Origin of the sequence: Shigella sp. FC1544 (assembly GCF_001722145.1) — a bacterium.
Classification (GTDB): domain Bacteria; phylum Pseudomonadota; class Gammaproteobacteria; order Enterobacterales; family Enterobacteriaceae; genus Escherichia; species Escherichia coli.
Window position 1 is genome coordinate 1 of record NZ_MECT01000318.1, and the last position, 1,241, is coordinate 1,241.

At 52.3% G+C, this 1,241-nt stretch carries 2 pseudogenes; both read right to left on the reverse strand.

The features are described 5' to 3' along the window. Positions 1–270: 270 nt before the first annotated feature. Positions 271–821 (reverse strand): annotated as a pseudogene (locus BGK49_RS15080) (hypothetical protein). 105 nt (positions 822–926) lie between these two features. After that, positions 927–1,241, reverse strand: a pseudogene (locus BGK49_RS15085) (IS1-like element IS1B family transposase); the annotation flags it as partial.

The following is a 1,241-nucleotide window of genomic DNA, read 5'->3' on the forward strand; positions in this document are numbered from 1 at the left end:
TTTGGCGATGGTCAATAAGGCTATTTCGCGTGGTGTCATACGTCATACCCTCTGGAAGGATGAAACACGCCCGGATTAAATTTCATTTTTCGCGGGTATGAAAAAACGATGGGGCGGGCAGTCCTTAAGGCTCAGGATTGCAGAGATTTGGCCTCCCCCTCCCGGTGATAGTTTATTGCTTGATGTGGACGGCTTGCTATATTGGCGGCGAATGCAAATTGTCGCAGAAGTCTATCCCGTTCTCTGACGCCCCGTGCGGGCGTTTTGCTTTTATAGAGTCAGGCCAATGCCTCTGGCTGCTTTTCCTGCTTTACGCTCAATAACGCCCGTGATTCTGTCCACTACCGGGCTGAATGCCTGCCAGTAAGCCATCTCCATAACTGATAACTCTGCCCGCTTCCTGTCAAACGTAGCCCAGCGCATCCCCTTTGGTTTTGGGAACATGCGAATGTCATTAAACAGATTATTGGCAAGGTCATTGCTGCCCCATATCGCGCATCGCTGCTGGCGTATCTTCATGCGCATCCTGTCCAGTATGTCGGCACTCTGGCTTTTATAGTGAAGTTACAGTGGGGGCAAGCGTACCATTCCCGGACGCCATACCCGGCCTTCGTGGTTGTGGTGCGAATAGCCCGCGTCACGCCGTTGATTGTCATGGCGTAGCTGTCGGCTTGCCGGAAGGCATACAACGTTCCGCTTTCGGTCTGGGTATAAAGCTGCGTACCCGGTTCAGCATCCGCCAGCCTGCTACGCATGTTCGCAAGGAATGGCAACCCTATACGGGGCAGGTCGGTGGTATAGCTGCGCGTTCTGTTTCTCACTGGCTGGCCTCCTGCGAATTACTGCGCATTAACTGCGAACGGTGCGCAAATTGAATACGAAATAATATGCGTATTTTACTGTAAATTGCGGGTAATGACTCCAACTTATTGATAGTGTTTTATGTTCAGATAATGCCCGATGACTTTGTCATGCAGCTCCACCGATTTTGAGAACGACAGCGACTTCCGTCCCAGCCGTGCCAGGTGCTGCCTCAGATTCAGGTTATGCCGCTCAATTCGCTGCGTATATCGCTTGCTGATTACGTGCAGCTTTCCCTTCAGGCGGGATTCATACAGTGGCCAGCCATCCGTCATCCATATCACCACGTCAAAGGGTGACAGCAAGCTCATAAGACGCCCCAGCGTCGCCATAGTGCGTTCACCGAATACGTGCGCAACAACCGTCTTCCGGAGCCTGTC